Origin of the sequence: Brevundimonas sp. NIBR10, assembly GCF_027912515.1 — a bacterium.
Taxonomy (GTDB): Bacteria; Pseudomonadota; Alphaproteobacteria; order Caulobacterales; family Caulobacteraceae; genus Brevundimonas.
The window spans coordinates 2226768-2244364 of sequence record NZ_CP115464.1 but is presented as its reverse complement, the minus strand read 5'-3'; the positions used below and the strand labels follow the sequence as shown (position 1 = coordinate 2244364).

Here is a 17597-nt window from a genome sequence, read left to right as displayed (position 1 = left end):
CATGAGACGGCTAGAAGGCAAGATCGCCATCGTCACCGGCGGGGCCGGTGGCATCGGCTCCGCGACCGCCCGCCGGCTGACGTCCGAAGGCGCGATCACGGTGATTGCCGACCACGATCTGGAGCGCGCGAAAGCCGTGGCGGACGATATTGGCCACAGCGCCACCGCGGCCTTCTACGACGCGGGGAAGATGGACACGGTCGAGGCCCTGGTCGTCTCGACCGTGGCGCAATTCGATCGTCTGGACATCCTGCTGAACAACGCCGCCATCACGACGCCGCAGATCCAGAAAGACGACACGACGGCGGTCGATATCGCCTTCGAGACCTGGGACCGGGTCATGGCGGTCAACCTTCGGGGCTATCTGGCCGGCTGCAAATACGCGGTTCCGGCCATGCTCAAGACCGGGGGCGGCGCGATCGTCAACACCGCCTCGGGGTCCGGCCTGGTCGGCGACCTGTCGCGGATCGCCTATGGAACTTCAAAGGCCGGGGTCATCGCCCTGACCCGTTCGGTCGCGACCCAGTACGGCCGCCAAGGCATCCGCTGCAACGCCGTCGCGCCGGGTCTGATCCTGACCGAGTCGGCAAGGGAGGGCGTGCCCGAACTGATCGAGTTGATCCAGAACCACGTCCTGACACCTCGCCTCGGCACGCCGGAGGACGTGGCCGCAGTGGTGGCCTTCCTGGCGTCCGAGGACGCGGGCTTCATCAATGGCGAGACCATCGTCTGCAACGGCGGCTCGCTCGCACATCAGCCCCATACCCACGATCTCGCGCAGTATCTGGAAGGGCGTCACTGATGTCGGACACGTTGATCGCCCCTCCTGCAAAGGTGCCGGGAAAACACTATCGCTGGCTGGTGCTAGCGGTACTGACCGCCGTCCATTCCACGCATCACATCGACCGCAACGTCCTGTCGGTCGTGGTCGAGCCGATCCGTCAGGAGTTCGGGCTCAGCGACAGCCAGATGGGGATGCTGGGCAGCCTGGGTTATGCCCTGGCCTTCGCCGTCGCCGCGATCCCGATGGGCTATCTCGTCGACCGGGTGAATCGCAGGAATATGCTGGTCGGCATTCTGGCGCTGTGGAGCATCATGACGGCGGTCTGCGCCTCGGCCAATTCCTATATGCAGTTGCTGCTGGCACGGATGGGGGTCGGCATCGCCGAGGCCGGCGGGGCCCCGACCGCCATGTCCATGGTCTCGGACTATTTCCCGCCCAAGCAGCGATCGACCGCCATCGGCATCTGGTACCTGAGTTCGGCCATCGGCACCGGCATCATCTTCCTGGTCGGAGGGATTCTGGCCCAGTCATTCGGCTGGCGGACCGTCTTTCTGGTCGCGGGCATCCCCGGACTGGTGATGGGGGTCATCCTGTTCCTCGTCGTGCGCGAACCTCGTCGTGGGGGGTCGGAAGTCGTCGTCGTCGATACGCCAGAGGCCAGCCCCGAAGCCATCCCTGCGCCGTCTGCCGACAAGGCGGAGAAGGCCGCGACGCTCAGCGAAGCGTTCGCCTATGTGCTCCGCCGCCCCGCCATTCTCAGCATGATGACCGGCATCGTGCTGGCCGCCGCGATGAGCTCGGCCTTCGCCCTGTGGTCGGTGTCGTTCCTTGTCCGCGTCCATCAGATGCCCCTTGCCCTGGCCGGGGTGTCGATCGCCGTCGCCTTCACGGTGTTCGGGATCGTCATCCCCCTGATCTCCGGCCTGATGGGAGACCGGCTGTCAAACTCGAAACAGGGCCACCGGCCGGAGCGTCTGGCCCTGCTCAGCGCCACCACAATGACCGGCGTGGTCATCTGCGGGGTCGCCGCCGCCCTGTCGGGCAGCGCGGTGATGGCGGTGGCCATGATGTGCCTTTGGTGCGGACTGATGCTGGCCCACAACGGACCGGCCAATGCGCTGGTGCTCAGCCTGTTGCGTCCCCGGATGCGTGGCGTCGTGGTGGCGACCTTGCAGACGGTCGCGACCGTCGTGGGCACGGGGTTGGGGCCCTTTCTGGTCGGCGTGCTCAGCGACGTCTACGGCGGCCCGAATTCACTGCGCTGGGCGATCATGACCGGGATGTCGCTGAACGTCGTGGCGGTGCTGTGCTTCCTCAACGCGGCGCGGACGGCGCGACGGGATTCCCTGCTGGACGGCTGAACCATTCTCCGGTTTAACTAAACAAAAATAGGGAAACTGTTCAGGATATGCGCACGTTCAACCGGACGATGCCGCGTGCCGACTTCAACTATCAGGTGCTGGTCGCACCGATGGAGGTCAGCGCCCCGGCCATGAATGACACACGGGGCTTCTTCGGCCTGGTGATGAACAAGACCATGCCCTACGGCGTGTTGCGCGACGCCGAGGGCCATCTGTATGCCCCCGTCCGCGCCCTGATGGCCCCGACCGGAACCCCCAATCCGACCACCTTCTTCTATCAGTCCACGCGGCAGGGCGAAGACACCCTGGTGATGGACCGACCACGCATGGCGGCCCAGGCCCAAACCGCCCTGCCCGTCCAGGCGCTGGAAGGCGACACTGTCGTCTGGCGCTCGCCCGACACCGACGCCGGCAATGCGTGGCGAGTCACTGCGTCCGCCGAGCGGTTCACCTGGACCGAGGACGGGCTGTTCGAGATCAGCGGCAAGCTGCTGGGTGTCGGGATGCAGTGGTATCTGCCCGGTATTGACTGGGGCACCTTCTACACCGCCCAGATCTATGAGGTCAGCGGCGTCTGCGACGGCCATCCGGTCAAAGGCGTCATCTCGCTGGACCAGGCCTATCTCGCCGAGGGCGGCGCGATCCACTACAAGAAGGATTTGATCGTCAACAACGGCATGCACGTCATCTGGTGGAATTTCGCCACCGTATACGAGGACGGCACCTTCGATGTGGGGTCCTTCTGCGTCGGCCACGACATGCTCGGCTACGCCATCTTCCAGAACGAGAAGGGCGAGATCCGCACCACGACCAAGATCGAGGGCGTGTCCCACCATCCCGACGGCGACTATTTCTGCGACACGGCCCGGATCATTCTCGACGACAGTGAGGAATGGGAGTTCCTGCCTGACCCCAAGGGGCGGATGGTCAGCTTCCTCGGCGGATTTCCGATCACGGCCCAACAAGAGGGCCGCTGGCGGCGTGTGGGCGACACTCGCGAGCCGTCGCACTGGCTGGGCTGGGGCGAGACGGACCGGCGCAACGGCACATCGCGCAACGTCCGGGGCTCGGACATCTCATGACCCTCGCAAAAGCCGAGATCGAACGCTTCCTGCACGGCCAGTTGGATTCGTGGAACGCTCATGACCGAGAGGCCTTCTTCGACTTCTATCGCGAGTTCGGGCGGAACGGCCTGACCATCGACTACGTCGGCAAGCCACGCCGCGACGCCATGGAAATCCTCGAAACCATGTGGTCCGACCACAATGCGCGGATGCGGCTGGAGGCGGTCAAGGCGGTGATCAACGGGCACGAAGCGGCCTGTCACCACCGCAACCATATCGACGCGGCCAATGTCGTGATCGAGACGATGGAGCTCTACGATTTCGGCGAAGGAACCCTGTCGATCCGCTACTTCATCGACGCCTGATATGGATGATCGCTACGACGTCGTCATCGTCGGCGGTGGCCACAACGGCCTGATCGCCGGCACGTATCTGTCCAAGGCAGGCAAGCGGGTCCTGGTCGTCGAACAGGCTGCCATGGCGGGCGGTCTTTCGCAGTCGGACCATGTGATCCCCGAAGCGCCCGATCACATGATCAACACCGGCACGGCCGAGCTGATCCACATCCGCGCCTCGCCGGTGATGCAGGAACTGGACCTACGCAGCCACGGCTGGAAGACGGTCGAGACCGACCCGACCTATGCCTGGCTCGACCCCGAGGGCGGCTCGATCGCCGTGTTTCGCGACCCGCGCCGGACGGCCGAGGATATCGCCCGGTACTCTAAGGCAGATGCCCGGGCCTATCTCGAATTCATCGAACTGATCGACGGCCTGATGCAGTTCGCCGGCGCCATGGGCAAGGGCGATCCGGGGGTTCGTACGGCCGGCAACTATCTGGACCTTGCCAAAGTCGCGATCCGAAATCGGGCGCTGAAGTCCAAGCTTCAGCTCATCAGCACCGCCCCCGCCGACCAGCTGGCGGCCGAATGGTTCGAACATCCGGCGACCCAGGCCCTGTTGCTCGGCATCGTGGCGGGCGCTGGCCCTTTCGACACCGACGGCAACGGCATCGCCTATGCCCTGTTTGGACTGCTGCATCGGGTTGGGGTGTCCAAGGCCGTGGGCGGGATGCGGATGTTCGCAGACGCGCTGGCCAGCGCCTATGCGGCCTCGGGAGGCGATCTGATGCTGAACGCCAAGGTCGCGGAGATCGTCATCCGCGACGGCGCGACCCGGGGCGTACGCCTGACCGACGGTCAGATGGTCGAGGCCGGGGTGGTGATCGCCACCTGCGACCCGATCACGGCCGCACGCCTGGCAACACCAAGCGGACTCGACCGGGTCACGCGCACCCGACTGGAGTACGCCCCGGCTCACCGCGCCAACGTCGGGCCGTCGCTGATCAACGTCGCCTCGTCCCGGCCCTTTCGGCTCAGGCGGCATCGGCGCGACGACGGCCTGGATCTGAACCAGACGGTCGGCCTGATCGGCACCGCTGACGAACTGAGGCAGGCGCTGGTCCAGGCGCGGCGCGGATTGGTCCCGACGGTGCCGGTTTTCTCCCTGTCGCCGATGACAAACTGGGACCCGTTGATGGCGCCGGACGGTCAGGGCGTGGCCTATATCTATCTGCCGGTCTTCCCGGTCGACGTGAACGCAGGCTGGGACACGGTCAAGGCCCCGGCGGCTCAGGCCATCGTCACGCGGGCGGCGGAATACTATGACGGCTTCGATGGCGAACTGGGCCGGTGGTTCGAGACCTGTCCTGACCGCGAGGCCCGCACAGGCCTGACCAAGGGCTGCGTCACCCATGTCGATTTCGGGGCCCAGCGGACGGGGGCCAAACGACCGGCCTTCGGTCTCGGTGGACCCGAACCCCTGGTCCCCGGCTTCTTCCTGGGCGGCGCGGGAATCCATCCCGGCGGCGGCGTGTCTGGCGGTCCAGGGCGGCTGGTGTCGAAACGGGTGCTCGACTACCTGGCCTGACGGCCAGCGATCACATCATCACGCCGGAATGCAGGGCCAACTGACCGCCGTCGTTATTCAGGATCACCCCGCTCAGATAGGAGGCCGCGTCCGACGCCAGGAAGGCGATGGCCACCGCCTGTTCCTCAATAGTGCCCATGCGGCCCAGGGGAACACGCCCCACGCGGGCCTTGAGCCGTTCCGGGTCCATGCCGGTGGGGCCGGTCGTCATGTCCGTCGCCGTGATGCCCGGACAGACGCAGTTGACCCGAATGCCGTACCGCCCCCACTCCACCGCCAGAGACCTGGTCAGACCGACGACACCGTGCTTGGACACGACGTAACCGATCTGGTTCGGCACGGCCGCCAGACCCGCGATCGAGGCGACATTGACGATCGCGCCCCGTCCCGCCGGGATCATCGCCGTCTTGGCCACCACTCGGGACCAGTAGAACTGCGAATACAGATTGGTGCGGATCACCCGGTCCCAGGCGACGAAATCCTCGGCCGGCGCGACGACAGAAATGCCGGCGTTGTTCACCAGGATGTCGATCCGGCCGTACGCATTGAGCACCCGGGCTGACGCTTCATCGACAACGGCCTCGTCGGCAGCGTCCCCGCCGATGACACAGCCCTTGCCCCCCTTTGCCTCGATCTCGGCGACCACTGCCGCCGCCGCAGCGGGATCGAGATCGTTGACCGCGACGAGTGCACCCTGATCCGCCAGCAGCAGGGCCGTGGACCGGCCGATGCCGCCGCCCGCGCCCGTGACGATCGCGACCCTGTCCTCGAAGCGCATGGCGTCAACCTCCTTGTGTTTGATGAAGCTCATGTATCGACCGCCCTGGCTGAAACCACGGTTGCTCGCCCTGCGATCAGGCCTGTGGCGATCAGGCCGATCCCGATCAGCGCGACCAGCCCCGCCACGGCCTCGAACCCGCCCGTCCATTGATGCAGAAGGCCAATGGCCAAGGGGGCGAGGGCCGCCGGGACATAGCCGACGCTCTGGGCCATGCTCGACATATGGGACGCGACATGGCTGTTGGGCGACCTCAGCAGCACCATGGTCAGGGCCAAAGAGAACAGCCCGCCCTGCGCTAGTCCCTGAACGATCGCCCAGACCCAGACGCCGGACAGCGGAGCCAGCAACAGTCCCAAAAGACCCACCGTTCCGAATACCGACAACACCACCGCGATCACACGCTGCGCCGGCCTGCGTGTCGCGATCGAGGGAATGGTCAGGGAGGTCGCCAACTGAACCACGATCAGGACTGACAGGACCAGGCCGGCCGTCACGGCGTCCAGCCCTCGTTCTCTCAGGATCGGGGCCAGCCAGCCCAGTACGCAAAACGCCAGCGCCGACTGCAGCCCCATGAACAGCGCGACACTCCACGCCAGCGGATCGCGCCACAGGCCCTTGACCGGCAGGACGACACTGACCGCCGTCGTTCCTCCGCGCAGTTGGGGCAGCCACAGCACGAGGGCCGCAGCGACCGGCAGTGCCCACATCGACAGGCCGACCTGCCAGCCGCCGCCCAGCATCGCTTCGACCGGCACGGTGACCGCAGCTGCCAATGCCGCGCCGCCAGAGATCGCCGTGACATAGCCCCCGGTCAGCAGGGCTGTCCGGTCCTCGAAATCCCGCTTCACCAGGGTGGGCAGAAGCACGTTGGCTGTGGCGATGGCCGCCCCCGCCAGGATCGAGAACGAGAACAGCGCCCATACCGGCCCCAGGGCCCGGCACGCCGTGCCCAGCCCGATCAGCAACAGCGCCCCGAAGAGACTGCGCTCGGTCCCCCACCGCCTGGCCAGTCGTGGCGCCAGCGGCGCGCACAGGCCCAGACACAGCACCGGCAGGGTCGTCAGCACTCCCACCTGCCAGGGCTCCATTCCCGTCGCCCGGAAGACTTCGGGCAGCCGCACCGACAGGCTGGCGAAGACCAGTCTCAGGCAGAAGGCCGTGCCGATGATTCCTGCCGCCAGCAGCAACCTGTCTTTCGGTCGTGACGCCATCCTGTTCGGCTCCTCACCACCGCCGGTCGATCAAATCTACGGGGACCGCTTGCCACAGATCATTCGACAGTGAGAATATCAATCTAATAACAGATATCGAGGAAGCCCATGTTGATCGACGTCCACGCCCACCTCTTCACGCCCGGCATGCTGAACCGGCACCCGTTCTGGGGGCCCTTCATGAAGCCCCAGGGTCTGACCGTCGGCCATTTCTCGCTCGGCACCAAACAGCCCGCCAAGGCGGCGAACGACGCCGAGGCCGAAGCCAATCTGCTGGCCCGGATGACCCACGCCGCCCGGCTCGAGGTCATGGCCCAGCGCGGAGTCGACAAACTGGTGCTGTCCACGCCGTCTCACGCCTTCATGTATTGGGCGGGCGAGTTCGGGACGGAATACGCGCGCATCTGCAACGACGAACTGTCCGCCTTCTGTCGCGTCATGCCCGACAAGTTCGACTTCTGGGCCCATGCCAACCTGGCCGACCCCGAGGCGGCAGTACAGGAGATCGACCGGGCCGTGCGCGTGCTGCGCGCCAAGGGTCTGTGCGTCGGCGGCACAAATTTCGACGGCATCCAGACCTATGACGAACGGCTGTTCCCCGTCTGGGCCAAGCTGGTCGAGCTGGATGTGCCGATCATGGTCCACGGCTTCAACCAGTCGATCTATCTGGGCGAGCGCCACCACGAGGACCGGTTCGAGACCACCTCCATCGTCGGCGACTGCGTCGATGAGACCCTGTTCTTCTGGTATCTGATCTGCGGCGGTGCGCTGGACGCCTTCCCGACGCTGAAAACCTACGTCACCCACGCCGGCGGGATGGCGGTGTTCCAGCTGGGCCGGTTGTCGGAGCTGAACGGCGTCATGGCGCCCGATTCGAAGAACCAGCGCCCGGTCATGGACTATATGAAGAATTTCTACTTCGACCTGGATGTCCACCACCCGGCCCTGCGGCGGGCCGTCGCCGAGGTGATAGGCGCGGACCAGCTACTCTACGGCACCAATTTCGGCGGAGCCTATGACTACGGCGACCTGACCGCCGGCATCGACCTGTCGGATGGCGATCGCGACAAGATCCGCAGCGGCAATGCGATCAAACTGCTCAAGCTCGACATGACCCGGGCCGCCCAGGCGGCCTGACCCCGACCCAGGCCGCGTCCCTTCAGGAGGGTTGCGCGGCCTGGGCCCTCAGGGCCTCCACGGTCCGTTGGTACGGCTTCAGCCCCGACCAGGTCAGCCAAAGCCCCAGCAACGAGATCGGCCCCCCGACGATGGCCAGGGCATAGGGCAGTGCCGAGTCGTCCTTGAACACGTGGTCGGTGACCAGCGCGATCGACATGGGCCCGAAACCGATCCCGACCAGCCCGCCGATCAGCAGATAGACGGCGACGGCCTTGCCCCGCATCCGGTTGGGGGTGATCTCCTGCACCGCCGTCGGAGCCGCAGCCTGGGCCATGCCGAAGCCGGTGATGACTACGGTCAACAGGCTGAAACTCAGCCAGGGAATCGGAACCAGCGACCAGACGCACACGGTGGGAAGCACCAGCAACCAGGCCAGCATGGCGACCCTCAACCGTGCCGCAGGCACACCCCTGGCGGCCCACCGGTCGCTGATCCAGCCGCTCACCAGGGTGCCGGTCAGGCCACCGACGGCAACCAGCACGCCGATGATGATCCCGGACGTCTGGGTCGGAATGTCGAACCGCCGATCGAAGAAGGTCGGGGCCCAGGCCAGGTTGCCATAACCGACCACCGCCACCACCCCCGGATAGGTCAGGACGCGCGAGAAGGTCGAAAAATGCCGTTTCAAGTGGCCTAGAAAGTCGCCCCAGCTGGCTCCGGCCTTGGACAACAGCGCCGCCGCCGCGTCGCGACGGACTGGCTCGCGGATCGTGAACAGCAACAGGGCCAGGAACAGCCCCGGCGCACCAGCGATCAGGAAGGTCAGACGCCACTGGGACATCAGGCCCACACCCGGCAGGCTCAATCCCACGTCCGGAATGATCCGGGCGATCAACGCGCCCAGGATGAGCGACGCCCCCGACCCGATCGCTAGGGCCAGATAGTAGACGCTGAATGCCCTGCCCCGCCGATCCGGCGCGACATAGTCGGCGATGATCGAATAGGCGGCCGGTGCCAGGACGGCTTCCCCGATGCCGACGCCCATGCGGGTCATCACCAGTTGTTCGTAGCTCTGGGCAAAGCCCGACAGGACCGTCATCACGCTCCACAGAACCATGCCGACGACGATCAGGTTTCGGCGCACGGTCCGGTCGATCAGCCAGCCGAACGGCAGGCCCGCGAAGGTGTAGAACAGGGCGAACGCATAGCCTTGCAGGAAGCTGAAGGCCGTGTCGGAGATGCCGAACTCGGCGCGGATGGGGCGGACCAGCAGAGCCGGCAGTTGCCGGTCGAGCTGTGACAGCAGGGTCGCCACAAACAGCACGCCGATGACATACCAGGCATATCGAATGGGTGGGTAAGGAGTCTCGCCGGGTAGTGCCTGGGCCGTCATTCTCAACCTCCATCCATGTTCGCCTGGATCAGGCGCGCCGGGCTTTGCGCCGGGGAGCCGGCGGGGCCTCTCTTGCTCTTGCGCTCACAGGTCGCGACGCGCCGACAAGATACCCGGCGCGGCCTGCGATGTGTCAAGGATTGTTTTGACACGCGAATGCCATTCGCGGTACAGAATAAGCTGAACACTATCGACCAGATCGTTCAAAATATGCGATGATCGGTCATCAGGGAACGCCATTTGGATCGAAGAGTCCCATCAAGGGGCCTCGACGCAGGAAGGACATCGAATTGCTGATCGATCTTCACGCCCACGCCCCGCTGCCGGGCTATTACAATCAGGACCCGCACTGGGGTCCGTTCTTCGAGAAGCATGACGACGGCCATATCCGCCTGCGGGTCGGTGAATGGATCCTGACGCTCGGATCGCCGGAACGGCGTGCGGCGGTCCTGCGGGGCGAGACGATGGAAGTCTCCGAATTCATGTCCAAATGGAACGACCCCAAGCACCGTCTCGCGGGTATGGATGCGCTCAGCCAGGACGCCCAGGTGCTCTCGGTGCCGTCGCACTGCTATATGTATTGGGCCGATCCAGCGTTCGCCAACAAGTTCTCGACCACGGTCAACGACACCCTTGCCGACTACTGCGATCGCTCGGGCGGCCGGCTGATGATGTGGGCGACGGCCGCGCTTCAGGATCCGGTCGAGGCCGCCAAGGAAATCCGCCGTGCCTGTACCCAGTTGGGTGCCAAAGGCCTCAGCGCCGGCGGTTCCAACTTCGGCGGCATGGAGTTCGACGATCCGCGCATGGACCCGATCTGGGAAGTCCTGTGCGACCTCGACCTGCCGATGTTCGTCCACGGCTACAATCAGTCCGTGACCTGGGGCGACAAGGCCAATACGGACAAATACGAGACCACGGCCATCGTCGGCATGAACTATGACGAGACCAAATGCTTCTGGTATCTGATCTGCGGCGGCGTGCTGGATCGGTTCCCCAACCTCAAGGTCTACATCACCCACGCCGGTGGCTTCGTGCCCTACCAGCTGGGTCGCCTGGCCCAGACGATCAAGAACCTCGATGTCGTCCACAACAAGAAGGACCTCGAGGAGTACCTGCCGAATTTCTGGTTCGACCCGGAACTGCACGAACTGCCGATGCGCCAGGCCCTGGTCGAGGTGATCGGTGCGGACCGTCTGGTCTATGGCACGAATTTCGGCGGATCGGACGCGATCCGGGGCGACCTGACCACGGGCCTGAAGGTGTCCCCCGAGGACCTGGAAAAGATCCGCTGGAAGAATGCGGCCGAGCTGCTGCACATCGACCTGAACAAGATGGGCCGGGCCGTCAAGCCGCTCGCCGCCTGATCCTTCGTCATCGAGAACGGCGGCTCCATGCGGGGTCGCCGTTTTCATTCGTGGCCTCGGCGAGGACGTTCATGACCGCACAACCCGGATGCAAGATCTGCTCGATGCTGGACGCTGCGGCACCCGACGACGTGGTGCTGGCCGGCGAGCATTGGGGCGTGGTAACGATGCAGGACACGCCCGGTATCCTCATGGCCTTCACGCGCGACCACGACGCCGGGATCGGGACGGTTTCCGACCAGGCGGCCATCGTGTTCGGTCCGATGATCAAGACGCTTTCGGCGGGCCTGGTGGCAACCGGCGACTTCGAGAAGACCTCCCTGATCTATCTCGGCGACAATGCGATCCACACCCATTTCATGCTCGTGGGCCGCAAGCCCGGAGATGCACCGATATTCGACAACAGCCCGCTCATGGCGCGGTTCGCAGACAAGGATCGCGACCGCACGCGCGCGCTCGCAGCCGGGCTCCGCGACGCCCTCAGCCCCTCAGGAACGACGCCATGAAACTGGCCCGATGCACCGACGGCGGCGCACCCTTCTGGGCGGTCGTGGATCCCGAAACCGACACCGCGAGGCCGATCAAGGGCTGGGTCGCCGACTGGGGACCGGCCGTGACGCGCGGCGACGGCGAAGCGGCCCTGACCTTCGACGGCCCTGACCGCCTCCTTTCGGCGCTTCGGCTGCTCGCCCCGTGCGACAACACCTCCAAGGTCGTGATCGCCGGTGCCAACTACAGCAAGCACCTGGTCGAGTTCGGCGTCGCCGCCCCGGTCCAGCCGATCGCCTTCCTCAAGGCCTACGGCGCCCTGATCGGCGCGAACGATCCGATCCGCTATCCACCCCTGACCGAGCAGCTCGACTATGAGTGCGAACTGGTCGTGGTGATCGGGGACGATGCCGTCGATCTCAACGACCCCCTCGCCTCGGTCCTGGGATACACGGCCGGCAACGACGTCAGTGCCCGCGACCTGCAACGCAGCGGGCCGCCGGGTATCGGCATGGACCTGTATGCCGCCAAGAGCCAGGACCGGGCCACGCCGGTCGGACCCTGGATCGTCACCAGGGACGAGTTCCCGGCGGGCAGTCCGGCGCTGAAACTGTCGACGACCATCAACGGCGAGGTCCGCCAGGACGGGACCACGGCCGACATGACCTGGGACGTCGCCGAGCTGATCCGGTTCGTGCAGCCGCGCGTCAGTTTCGGCATCGGCGACCTGCTGTTCACGGGAACGCCAGAAGGCGTCGGTCAGGGATCGGGTCGTTATCTGAACCCCGGCGACGTCGTCGAGGTCACGCTGGAAGGGATCGGTACGCTTCGCAACCTGATCGGGCCCAAGGCCGGCTGAAGCCTCGTCCTAGCCGTGCTTCAGAGTCCGCAGGATAAGGTCTATCGTGGTCTGAAGCCGCAGGGCCAGCGGCTTGCCCTCGGCGGGAGGCACGACCGTTTCGCTGAGTGCAAGACGCACCATCATCTCGGCGATGGCAGTGCGGTCCACGGGCGTACCGATGTCCCGCTCCCAGGCGTCGAAGACCGGGTCCAGGGCATTCAGCACCCGCGCGATGAAGTGATCGAAGTTCGATTCGAAATACTGGATCACGAAGGCGGGTTCGACATGCAGGAACTGCGAACCCCGACGGGTCTCGTTGTTCGAGACGCTGTATCTCAGGAAGGCGGCGAAGCGTTCGGTCGGGGTCTCGCACCCCTCCATCGCATGATTCAACTCCTCGTCGGTCTCCGTGCGAAGACGCAGCACCACGGCCTCGAGCACCGCCTCCATTGACGGGAAATAGCGGTACAGGGTGCCGCGCGAGACCCCGGCGGCGTCGCAGACCTCCTGGGCGGTGATGCGCGGCGTGCCGTGATTCATCATCACGTTCTGGGCTGCATTGACGATGTTCTCGATGGTCTTGGCCGCGCGGGGATCGGGACGGCGCGTGCGAGCCGGCTCCGGCGCGGCGCGGTTGGCCGGGCGCTCGGCCATCGCCTCTGGGCGGGCCTTTCGGGCGCTGACGGTCATACGGTGAAGGCTCCGAGGATTCGATTCAAGGGTAGCTTGCGGGGGTCGGAATCGCAAACCGCGCAGGCTTCGGACGAAATAATCCGAGACAGAAATGCAAATTCTGACTAGAAAATATTTACGGATCGGCTCGCCAGAAGCCCACGAGGAAATCAGACCATGCATATCGATCTCAGCGCCAAGCGAGTCATCGTCACGGGTGCCAGCCGGGGCATCGGATATGCGACCGCTGCGGCCTTTGCCCGCGAAGGCGTGCGGCTGGCGATCTGTTCACGAAGCCCCAAAACCCTGTCGGTCGTCGCGGACGAAATGAGGGCTCTGGGGGCCACCGAGGTCATCGCGGTCGCGCTGGACGTTCGCGATACAGGGGCCGTTCGCGCCTTCGTGGCCCAGGTCGCCGAGGCCTGGGGCGGTGTCGATGTGCTGGTCAACAACGCCGGGCAAGGCAAGGGCGGCAGTCTGGAGAGCCTGCAGCCCGAGGACATCCTGGATCACGCCAACAACATTCAGGTCGCCCATTTCCGCTTCGTCCAGGCGGTCGTGCCCCATATGCGCAAGCAGCGGTGGGGTCGGATCATCAACATCAACGCCCTGGCGGGGGCCCTGCCGACGCCGGACGGCATCCCATCGGTGACCAATCGCGCCGCCGGGATTGCCCTGTCCAAACTGCTGGGTCAGCAACTGGCCAAGGACAATATCCTGGTCAACAGCCTGAACATGGGCTGGATCGACACGGGCCAGTGGGATCGCCACTACAAGGAAATGCCCTCGACGATCACGCGCGAGGAGTTCCTGGAGATGGTCGTCAAGATCGTGCCCTTGGGTCGGTTCGGGAGGCCGGAGGAAGTCGCCAACGTCTGCGTCTTCCTGGCCAGCGATCTGGCGACCTTCCTCAGCGCGGCGTCGATCGACGTGTCCGGCGGATTGCAAGGCGCGATCGCCTATTACCCCACGCTGAAGCGCGAGATGCAGGAGATGGGTCGCGACCGGGAGGCGGCGCTGGCCGGGTAGGCGCAAGCCGTGTGCGCGGGCGCCGGACCAGGGTGGCGGTGAAAAACAGACCACCAAAGCGCCACACCGCCACATCGCCAACACAACTGACAAGTTTCAACCCGTTGCCTAGCCGAAGGTTGGCGGCCGTCACGATATTCGGCGTCCCGACCGGCGATCCTGGGCGGTTCGCCTTTATCAGGTTGTCAAAGACCATACCCCGGAGGTGGGAAAGTTCGCTTCAAGACACACGACCCGATGAGGAATAGATTCCTCATGCCGCGCAGGTGTCAGTAGGCCTCGCCTTGCGGGTAGAGGGCCAGGCGAGCGATGTTGGCGCGGTCCGGCTGCTCCAGCATGAAGCGGATGGCGCGGGCGACGTCCTGCGGGTCCAGCGCGACAGGCGACTCCACTTTCGCGGCAGCCATCATCTTGTCGAACATCTCGCTTGAGGTGGATCCCGGCGCGATGGTGCCGACCTTGACACCCGTGCCGGCCAGCTCGATGCGCAGCGACTGGGTATAGGCTTCGAGCGCGTGTTTGAGCCCGCCGTAGACCCCGCCCGCGCGCGAGATCAGATAGGCGCTGATGCTCGACACATTGATGATGGCTCCCGACGATTGGCCCCGAAATTCTCGCGCGAAGACGTAGGAGCTGCGCACGACCGCCTCGAAATTCACGCGGATCATGTAGCTGACGGCGTCCAGGTCGATGGTGTCCATCGTCCCGACCGCCATGACTCCCGCATTGTTGATGACGACGTCGGCGCGGCCGAACCGCTCCTTCGCCAGAGCCAGAAGCTGTTCCGGAACCCCGGCCTCGGCGATGTCGGCGGCCAGCAGGGCGCTGGGCCCCGGAAGGGTTGCGGCCAGCGCCTCGAGCCTTTCCGTGCGACGGCTAGTCATCACCAGATTGCAGCCAGCCTGGCTGAGTTCCAGCGCGGTGGCCGCCCCGATGCCGGCCGAGGCCCCCGTGAGGACGACGGTCTTGCCGTTCAGCTCCATTGGCCGGGTGCCTTCTTCATGCCGTCGATGATGGGCCGCATGTCCGCGACATTGGGCAGGTGGGCCGTGAAGCCCCCGTCGACCGACAGAATCTGGCCGGTGACGTAGGAACTGAGGTCCGAGGCCAGAAAGACGACCATGTTGGCGATGTCTCGCGGCGTACCCAGACGCGGCACAAGGCAGTGGCTGAGGAAGATCTTCTGGATATGGGCGGGCAGCCGCTGCTCCATGCCGGGCTGGATGATCAGTCCGGCGGCGATCGCGTTCACCCGGATGCCGCGAGGGCTGTAGCCGGTCGCCATATGGCGGGTCAGTGAATTGACCGCCGCCTTGGAGGCCGCATAGGCGAAATTGCTGACGTCGCCGGACAAGGACTGGCCCGACGAGATGTTGATGATCGAGCCACCGCCGCGTTCCAGCATCGACGGGATCGCGTATTTGCAGAACAGCATCGGCGCTCGGGCATTGATCGATAGAACCTGGTCCCAAAGCTCAACGGACATGTCGGGGATGTCGAGATCGCGGGATGAGTATCCGGTCGCCCCGGCGTTGTTGTCGAGGATGTCGACGCCACCGAAGGTCTCGATAGCGAACCCGACGACGGCGCGAATGTCGTCCTCGGACGTGATGTCCCCGGCCTGGCAAGCGACGTCGTATCCCTGAGTTCTCAGGCCTTCGGTCACGGCCTGAAGCTCGGGCGCGCGCAGGTCGGTCAGCACGACCCGCGCGCCTTGTTCCGCCAGGGCCAGCGCCGTTTCCGAGCCGATCGATCCCGCCGCGCCAGTGACCAGCGCCACCTTTCCGTCCAGCAATCCCATAGTCTTCTCCCCTGTCGTCGGCTTCAGCCGCCCTGTTGTTCCATCTCGGCCACGTTCGGTGGCCGCGACTGGTAGCCCGGCATATGCAGGCCGCCGTCGACGTTGATCATCTCGCCCGTGACGAATCGCGACATCTCCGACGCCAGGAAGACCGCGACGGGTGCGACGTCCTCCTCCGGGTCGCCGTTTCGCAGCAGGGGTTTCCTGGAGGCCGCCATCTCGGCGAAGCCCGGCGTGGCCTCGGCCATGCGGTGGAAGACCGTGCCCATCGCCGCAGGTGACAGCAGGTTGACCCGGATGTTGAACCGGCCCCATTCGTGCGCTGCGCTGCGGGTCAGGCCGCGCAAGGCCGACTTGGTGATGTTGTAGTCGGAGTTCAGCCACGCGGCCGTCTCAACATCGATCGAATAGAAGTTGATGATCGATCCGCCGCCGCGCGCCGCCATATGCGGTCGCGCTGCCTGCATCGACCACCAGCCGGCCCACAGGCCCGAATGCAGTGTGGCATCCAGCATCTCGTCGGTCTTCTGCTCCAGCAGCACCTTGGGGCTGAGGGTGAAGGCGTTGTTGACCAGGATATCGATGCCGCCGAACAGTTCGACCGTCTTTTCGACCGCGCCCTGAATCTGTTCCTTGACCCGGACATCGGCCTTGATGACCTCGGCGCGGCCGCCGAGTTCCTCGGTCAACTCCTGTTTGATCGAGGCGCAGTAGTCGTCGTTGAACTCGGCGACGACGACGGTCGCTCCCTCGCGGATGAATTTGCGGGCGATGCCCCGACCGATGCCGCCGCCGCCGCCGGTGACCAGGGCGACCTTGCCGTCGAGCAATCCCATCAGCGAAGTTCCTCAGGCGTACGGATGGTCGTGCCCAGGATCGGGCCAACCAGTTCATGACCCCAGTAGCTGAGGCGTTCGGCGTTCAGTTCGAACGGGTCGCCCGGCCAGGGGTGGGTCTCGGCGATCACCTCGACGGCGAACCCCGACGGGGTGAAATGATAGAAGGAGAAATGCGGGTCTTGGGTGTGCTGACCCAGGGTCATCTGCACCGGGATCTGGCGTTTGTTGACGATGTCCCAGGTCTCGCCCACATCACGCAGGTCGCCGGTCAGCAGACCCATATGCTGGATGCCCATCCGGCCTGGCGCATGGCCATAGCCGATGTCGTGGCTGGTCAGGTTGTTGAGCCCGGCGCGATAGAAGCCGGTCTTGCCCTTGCCCGCGCCCGAACCGTACCACTGAAAACCCATGATATTGATCAGGAAGTCGTCGAGCTCCGGTCCGTATTCCGGGGTCATGACCACGACATGGCCAAAGCCCCGGCCGTAGGTGTTGAAGCCGCCGTGACGCCTGCCGGGCACGAAGGAATCCGGTTCACCCTTCTGGCCGTAAAAAAGCTCGTACTGATAGCCGACCGGATCCTTGAATCGGACCACGTCGCGAACGGCGCGGCGGGCGCGCAAGTCGTCGTTGCCGTGCTCGACAGCGATGCCCGCGTCTTCCAGCTTCTTCACCGCCTTCTCGAAGGCAATGCGGTTGACGCATTCCCAGCCGATATAGGCCAGCTTGTCGATCGGGCCGGGCTGGAAGGCGAATCGGTAACGACGGTCGTCCATGCGCAGGTACAGCGCCTCGGGCTCGTCCTCGGGCGATTTGGCGATGGCGAGGCCCAGGACCTCTGGGCCATAGGTTCGCCAGGCGTCGATGTTGGGGCTTTCAAAGCCCAGATAGCCGATACCCCGGATATCCATGGTCAGATC

The 17597-nt window shown here is 65.1% G+C and carries 18 protein-coding genes; 10 read left to right on the top strand and 8 right to left on the bottom strand.

The features are described from left to right. The first annotated feature begins 1 nt into the window (after nt 1). Genes O5K39_RS11025 through O5K39_RS11005 form a run of 5 tightly spaced genes read left to right on the top strand, consistent with a single transcriptional unit; the run spans nt 2 to nt 5135 of the window. Nucleotides 2-802 carry an SDR family NAD(P)-dependent oxidoreductase gene (locus tag O5K39_RS11025; RefSeq protein WP_271143678.1) on the top strand — a complete coding sequence of 267 codons (801 nt, stop codon included), beginning with the start codon at nt 2-4 and terminating at the stop codon, nt 800-802. After that, complete coding sequence (locus O5K39_RS11020) at nt 802-2145, top strand: MFS transporter (protein WP_271143677.1); 1344 nt, start codon at nt 802-804, stop codon at nt 2143-2145. The genes O5K39_RS11025 and O5K39_RS11020 overlap by 1 nt, the downstream gene beginning before the upstream one ends. A gap of 47 nt (nt 2146-2192) precedes the next feature. Next, nucleotides 2193-3227 carry a hypothetical protein gene (locus O5K39_RS11015; RefSeq protein ID WP_271143676.1) on the top strand — a complete coding sequence of 345 codons (1035 nt, stop codon included), beginning with the start codon at nt 2193-2195 and terminating at the stop codon, nt 3225-3227. Beyond that, nucleotides 3224-3574 (top strand): nuclear transport factor 2 family protein, encoded by a 351-nt coding sequence (locus O5K39_RS11010; RefSeq protein WP_271143675.1) that lies wholly within the window; start codon nt 3224-3226, stop codon nt 3572-3574. The genes O5K39_RS11015 and O5K39_RS11010 overlap by 4 nt, the downstream gene beginning before the upstream one ends. A 1-nt stretch (nt 3575) precedes the next feature. Beyond that, nucleotides 3576-5135 (top strand): NAD(P)/FAD-dependent oxidoreductase, encoded by a 1560-nt coding sequence (locus O5K39_RS11005; protein WP_271143674.1) that lies wholly within the window; start codon nt 3576-3578, stop codon nt 5133-5135. 10 nt (nt 5136-5145) lie between these two features. On the opposite strand, the gene O5K39_RS11000 is transcribed toward O5K39_RS11005, so the two are convergent. Together O5K39_RS11000 and O5K39_RS10995 are read right to left on the bottom strand one after the other, a co-directional pair. Continuing rightward, nucleotides 5146-5946, bottom strand: a complete 801-nt coding sequence (locus O5K39_RS11000; protein ID WP_271143673.1) for an SDR family NAD(P)-dependent oxidoreductase — start codon at nt 5944-5946, stop codon at nt 5146-5148. Continuing rightward, complete coding sequence (locus O5K39_RS10995) at nt 5943-7127, bottom strand: MFS transporter (protein WP_271143672.1); 1185 nt, start codon at nt 7125-7127, stop codon at nt 5943-5945. Before O5K39_RS10995 ends, O5K39_RS11000 begins: the two co-directional genes overlap by 4 nt. A gap of 108 nt (nt 7128-7235) precedes the next feature. On the opposite strand from O5K39_RS10995, the gene O5K39_RS10990 reads away from it, so the two are divergent. Further along, entirely contained in the window at nt 7236-8264 is a 1029-nt protein-coding gene (locus O5K39_RS10990; RefSeq protein WP_271143671.1) for an amidohydrolase family protein, read from the top strand. A gap of 22 nt (nt 8265-8286) precedes the next feature. Here O5K39_RS10990 and O5K39_RS10985 read toward each other — a convergent pair whose 3' ends face one another. Beyond that, nucleotides 8287-9639: an MFS transporter gene (locus O5K39_RS10985; protein WP_271143670.1), complete on the bottom strand. Its 1353-nt coding sequence runs from the start codon at nt 9637-9639 to the stop codon at nt 8287-8289. Between the two features lie 290 nt (nt 9640-9929). Here O5K39_RS10985 and O5K39_RS10980 point away from each other — a divergent pair, with 290 nt between their 5' ends. The 3 genes from O5K39_RS10980 (at nt 9930) to O5K39_RS10970 (ending at nt 12354) form a co-directional block, all read left to right on the top strand. Further along, nucleotides 9930-11006 (top strand): amidohydrolase family protein, encoded by a 1077-nt coding sequence (locus tag O5K39_RS10980; protein WP_271143669.1) that lies wholly within the window; start codon nt 9930-9932, stop codon nt 11004-11006. A gap of 104 nt (nt 11007-11110) precedes the next feature. Continuing rightward, nucleotides 11111-11512: a hypothetical protein gene (locus O5K39_RS10975; protein WP_271143668.1), complete on the top strand. Its 402-nt coding sequence runs from the start codon at nt 11111-11113 to the stop codon at nt 11510-11512. Next, complete coding sequence (locus O5K39_RS10970; RefSeq protein ID WP_271143667.1) at nt 11509-12354, top strand: fumarylacetoacetate hydrolase family protein; 846 nt, start codon at nt 11509-11511, stop codon at nt 12352-12354. The genes O5K39_RS10975 and O5K39_RS10970 overlap by 4 nt, the downstream gene beginning before the upstream one ends. A 9-nt stretch (nt 12355-12363) precedes the next feature. Here O5K39_RS10970 and O5K39_RS10965 read toward each other — a convergent pair whose 3' ends face one another. Beyond that, nucleotides 12364-13026, bottom strand: coding sequence for a TetR/AcrR family transcriptional regulator (locus tag O5K39_RS10965; RefSeq protein WP_271143666.1), 663 nt, complete (start codon nt 13024-13026; stop codon nt 12364-12366). Nucleotides 13027-13185: 159 nt separating this feature from the next. On the opposite strand from O5K39_RS10965, the gene O5K39_RS10960 reads away from it, so the two are divergent. Continuing rightward, the gene (locus O5K39_RS10960) at nt 13186-14037 is read left to right on the top strand and encodes an SDR family oxidoreductase (RefSeq protein ID WP_271143665.1); all 852 of its coding nucleotides are present in this window, start codon (nt 13186-13188) and stop codon (nt 14035-14037) included. 269 nt (nt 14038-14306) lie between these two features. Here the strand turns inward: O5K39_RS10960 and O5K39_RS10955 are convergent, their stop codons facing one another. Genes O5K39_RS10955 through O5K39_RS10940 form a run of 4 tightly spaced genes read right to left on the bottom strand, consistent with a single transcriptional unit; the run spans nt 14307 to nt 17588 of the window. Then, the gene (locus tag O5K39_RS10955) at nt 14307-15020 is read right to left on the bottom strand and encodes an SDR family oxidoreductase (protein WP_271143664.1); all 714 of its coding nucleotides are present in this window, start codon (nt 15018-15020) and stop codon (nt 14307-14309) included. Beyond that, nucleotides 15011-15838 carry an SDR family NAD(P)-dependent oxidoreductase gene (locus tag O5K39_RS10950; RefSeq protein ID WP_271143663.1) on the bottom strand — a complete coding sequence of 276 codons (828 nt, stop codon included), beginning with the start codon at nt 15836-15838 and terminating at the stop codon, nt 15011-15013. Before O5K39_RS10950 ends, O5K39_RS10955 begins: the two co-directional genes overlap by 10 nt. A gap of 23 nt (nt 15839-15861) precedes the next feature. Next, a complete protein-coding gene (locus tag O5K39_RS10945) occupies nt 15862-16674 on the bottom strand; it encodes an SDR family oxidoreductase (RefSeq protein WP_271143662.1) in 813 nt (270 codons plus the stop codon). Further along, nucleotides 16674-17588, bottom strand: coding sequence for a VOC family protein (locus O5K39_RS10940; protein ID WP_271143661.1), 915 nt, complete (start codon nt 17586-17588; stop codon nt 16674-16676). The genes O5K39_RS10945 and O5K39_RS10940 overlap by 1 nt, the downstream gene beginning before the upstream one ends. Nucleotides 17589-17597 lie beyond the last annotated feature (9 nt).